The sequence below is a fragment of the Nonomuraea lactucae genome (assembly GCF_003313395.1).
In the GTDB taxonomy this organism is placed as follows: domain Bacteria; phylum Actinomycetota; class Actinomycetes; order Streptosporangiales; family Streptosporangiaceae; genus Nonomuraea; species Nonomuraea lactucae.
The window spans coordinates 1-4212 of record NZ_QNFZ01000753.1 but is presented as its reverse complement, the minus strand read 5'-3'; the positions used below and the strand labels follow the sequence as shown (position 1 = coordinate 4212).

Below are 4212 nucleotides of genomic sequence, written 5' to 3'. Positions count from 1 at the left end.
CCGCGCCTGGGCTTGCGCCCGCCCGCGGTCGCGCCGCCACCGGACAGGCCGGTGGCGCCGAGGCCGGCAGGCAGGACGACCTCCAGGCGCTTGCCGCCCACCTCGACCGTCACCGTCTCGCGAGCCGGCTCGTCCTCGGGCTCGCCCCCGTCTCCGGTGTACGGCTCGATGGAGTTGTCGAACTCGGTCTCGATCCAGCGGGTGTGCACCCTGAAGGGGTCGGAGGTGAACGCCGGATCCGCCACCACCGCCCGGTGGAAGGGCAGCACGGTCGGCATCCCGCCCACCTCGAACTCGGCCAGCGCCCGCCGTGAGCGCTCCAGCGCCTCGGCGCGGGTGCGGCCGGTCACGATCAGCTTGGCCACCAGCGAGTCGAACGACTGTGGCACCGTCATCCCCGCCTCGTAGCCGGCGTCCAGCCGCACGCCGGGCCCCGACGGCGGCCGCCACAGGCTCAACCGGCCGGGCGCGGGCAGGAAGCCCCGGCCCGCGTCCTCGGCGTTGAGGCGGAACTCGATCGAGTGCCCGCGCACCTGCGGATCGTCGTAGCCGAGCGGCTCACCTGCGGCGACGCGGAACATCTCCCGCACCAGGTCGATGCCCGTCACCTCCTCGCTCACCGGGTGCTCCACCTGCAGACGGGTGTTGACCTCGAGGAAGGAGATCGTGCCGTCCTCGCCCACGAGGAACTCGCACGTGCCAGCGCCCACGTATCCGGCCTCGCGCAGGATCGCCTTCGAGCTGGAGTAGAGGAGCTCGATCTGCTCCGGGCTGAGGAACGGCGCGGGCGCCTCCTCCACCAGCTTCTGGTGGCGCCGCTGCAACGAGCAGTCGCGGGTGCTGACCACCACCACGTTGCCGTGCGTGTCGGCCAGGCACTGGGTCTCCACGTGCCGGGGCCGGTCCAAGTAGCGCTCCACGAAGCACTCGCCGCGCCCGAAGGCGGCCACGGCCTCGCGCACCGCCGACTCGTACAGCTCGGCGACCTCTCCCAGCGCGCGGGCGACCTTGATCCCCCGCCCGCCCCCGCCGTAGGCGGCCTTGATCGCGATGGGCAGGCCGTGCTCCTCGGCGAACGCCACGACCTCGTCGACCCCCGACACCGGGTCCTTCGTGCCGGCCACCAGCGGCGCGCCCACCTTCTGCGCGATGTGCCTGGCCCGCACCTTGTCGCCCAGCGCGGCGATCGCCGCGGGCGGCGGCCCGATCCACACCAGCCCCGCGTCGAGCACCGCCTGCGCGAATCCGGCGTTCTCGGCCAGGAACCCGTATCCCGGGTGCACCGCGTCCGCGCCCGACCGCGCCGCGACGTCCAGCAGCTTGCCGACGTCCAGATAGGTCTCACCGGCCGACCGGCCGCCCAGCGCGTACGCCTCGTCGGCCACCCGCGCGTGCAGCGAGTCGAGGTCCTCGTCGGAGTAGACGGCCACGCTGGCGATGCCGGCGTCCTTGCACGCGCGAGCCACTCGTACCGCGATCTCGCCTCGATTGGCGATCAGAACCTTCCGCACCGACGTTCGTCCTTCCTCGACGGGCACTCAACGGAGTGTAAGTGCTCGCTGTCGCCTGCTCCGCAGCGGCCCTGGGTGGGGCGCCGCGACCCCGCGCCTGGGAGGGATGCACGGTAGAACCGAATGATCCTCTGGAAGACCATAGCCGCTCGGCATAACCGGGGGCGATGACCGCACCGCGCGCCTAGGGTGAGCGTGCTGTCACGACGATCCAGGAGGTATGCATGGGCCAGAGCCTGCTCGGTGGCGACCCCGTCGAAATGCAGCAGATGGCAACGCAGTTCACGCAGCAGTCGGAGGCGGTGCGCGGCACGATGACCGCGCTCGACCGCGAGGCGGCGAAGGTCGGCACGGCCTGGACCGGCCCCGGGGCCGACCGCTTCCAGGGCGCCTGGCAGAACTACCGGACCGCCTTCCAGCGGATGACCGAGGAACTGCAGGAGGCGGCCCGGGTCATCAACACCTACCGGGGCAACATCGAGTCCGCGACGCGTTAGCCACATCTCGCGGCAAGGCCCCGGCGGACTCTCACGTTCCGGCGCCGGGGCTTTTCTGCTGCCGCGGTGCGTTTCGCCGTGTTGCCCGGACGCGATACCGGGACAATATATGCTTCTCGGTCATGATCCAACGGTTGCTCCTGGCCGGCGCGCTGGCCGCCGGGGCCGCGGCCGTACCCGGCGCCGCCTGGGCGCAGCCCGTCCGGTGCAACCCGGAGAAGGGGTCGATGCAGGTCGCCGAGTCGTGGGCGCAGCGCCGGCTGGACGCGCGGAGCGTGTGGAAGGTGACGCGCGGCGAGGGCGTCACCGTCGCGGTCATCGACAGCGGCCTGGACCTCAAGCACCCGTCGCTGGCCGGGGCGGTGGTCAAGCAGGTCGATCTCACCCGTACGGGGCATCGCGACTGCATGGGGCACGGCACCGCGACCGCGGGCATCATCGCCGGCCGCTACCTCCGGGGCGTGCCCTTCCACGGGGTCGCGCCGGCCGCGCGGCTGATCTCGTACAAGCAGACCAACGAGCAGGACGGCGACGTCGCCAAGCTGGCGGACGCGATCGTCAAGGCCGCCGAGGCCGGCGCCGGCGTCATCAACGTGTCCGTGCAGGCGAGCGACCAGCCGGACCTGAAGGCGGCGGTCGACTACGCGCTGTCGCGCGACATCGTCATCGTGGCGGCGGCCGGGAACGTGGACAAGGGCGGCGTCTCCTCGCCTGCCTTCCCCGCCGCGTACGAGGGGGTGCTGTCGGTCGGCTCCGCCACCGAGGACGGCCGGCTGTCGGACTTCTCGAACGTCGGGTCCCGGGTCGGCGTGGTGGCCCCCGGCGAGAAGATCACCAGCACGTGGACCGGCCGCTCGTTCCGCGGCGACCTGGAGGGCACGAGCTTCGCCGCGCCGTACGTGGCGGGCGTCGCCGCGCTGGTGCGGTCGAGGTATCCGCGCCTGAGCGGCGACCAGGTACGGCGGCGCATCGAGAAGACCGCCGACGGTGCGCTCGGCGACGGCACCGGCGCGGGCATGGTGAACCCCCTGCTCGCGGTCACCGCGGTCCTGCCGTCCGAGCAGGTGGCGGTGGCGCCGCCGCTGCCGCCCCCGCTGCCGGAGGGCGTGGTGGCCAAGCGGCCCGAGGCGGACCAGCACGCGATCGACGTGGCGCTGACCGTGGGGGCCGCCGCGCTCGCCCTCGTGGGCGTGGGGGTGGTCGCGCGGATGGTGGTGCCGCTCGGCAGGCGCCGGGGGTGGCGGGCGGGCCGACAGGACTGACGGTTGCGATGTGGTGAAGGTCGGTCAGGCAGCCCTGAAACGCCTGATTCAGCTGTGGCAGATTTGGTTCAATCAACCCTGAGTCATGATTTGTCACTGAAAGGGTGCCCATGGACTCCTTGCATCCGCGTGACCCTGAACAGTTAGGCGTCTACACAGTTCTCGGACGGCTCGGCGAAGGCCCGCGCGGCGTCGTCTATCTCGGCCGCGAGGGCGACGACGGGACGCCGCGCGCCATCAAGCTGCTGCCCGAGGTTCCGGACCCTGCGGAGGCGGCCCGGCGTCTGAAGGCCGGCCAGCGGGTTTCGAGCTCCTACGTCGCGCGGGTGATCGACACCGGCGTCTGGGAGGGGCGGCCGTACGTCGTCAGGGAGCACATCGAGGGGCAGAGCCTCGCCGAGCTGGTGCGGGCCGACGGGCCGCTGTCCGGCGACGCGCTCGAACGCGTCGCGGTCGGAGTGCTCACCGCGCTGACCCCGATCCACCTCGCGGGGCTGACCCACGGGGGTCTCACCCCGCACAACGTGATCATGAGCGCGGACGGGCCGCGGGTCACCGACGTCGCGGTCGGGGAGCCGGTGGGCGAGATCGGGTTCCGCTCGCCCGAGCAGGTGAACGGCGAGCCGTTCGACGCGTACACGGACGTCTTCTCGTGGGCCTCGGTCGTGACGTTCGCCGCCACCGGGCAGCCGCCGTTCGGGCACGACGCGCAGAGCGTCAAGAGCGCCCAGCCGGAGCTCGGGGCGCTGGCCGAGCCGCTGCGCGGTGTCGTGCTGTCCTGCCTGGCCAAGCTGGTCGCGCAGCGGCCGACCACGTACGTCGCGCTGCTGCGGCTGCTGGGCGACAAGAGCGCCGGAGTCCCGGCGGGAGTGCCCGCGGGAGGGCCCGCGGGGGGAGGGCCCGCGGGGGGAGGGCCCGCGGGAGGGCCCGTCCAGCCCGTGG

4 protein-coding genes are annotated in these 4212 nt (G+C 72.7%); 3 read left to right on the top strand and 1 reads right to left on the bottom strand.

Annotated elements, in window-relative coordinates; translation table 11 throughout:
* Nucleotides 1-1511 (bottom strand): acetyl-CoA carboxylase biotin carboxylase subunit (locus DQW85_RS26730; RefSeq protein ID WP_113702687.1); only part of this gene is annotated, 1511 nt, incomplete at its 3' end.
* A 224-nt stretch (nt 1512-1735) separates the two neighbouring features.
* Here DQW85_RS26730 and DQW85_RS26725 point away from each other — a divergent pair.
* The 3 genes from DQW85_RS26725 to DQW85_RS26715 all read left to right on the top strand — a co-directional run.
* Nucleotides 1736-2008, top strand: coding sequence for a WXG100 family type VII secretion target (locus DQW85_RS26725; RefSeq protein WP_113702686.1), 273 nt, complete (start codon nt 1736-1738; stop codon nt 2006-2008).
* Nucleotides 2009-2130: 122 nt separating this feature from the next.
* A complete protein-coding gene (gene mycP, locus DQW85_RS26720; RefSeq protein ID WP_113702685.1) occupies nt 2131-3270 on the top strand; it encodes a type VII secretion-associated serine protease mycosin in 1140 nt (379 codons plus the stop codon).
* 110 nt (nt 3271-3380) lie between these two features.
* On the top strand, nt 3381-4212 hold an 832-nt coding region (locus DQW85_RS26715), incomplete at its 3' end, for a serine/threonine-protein kinase (protein WP_162795406.1).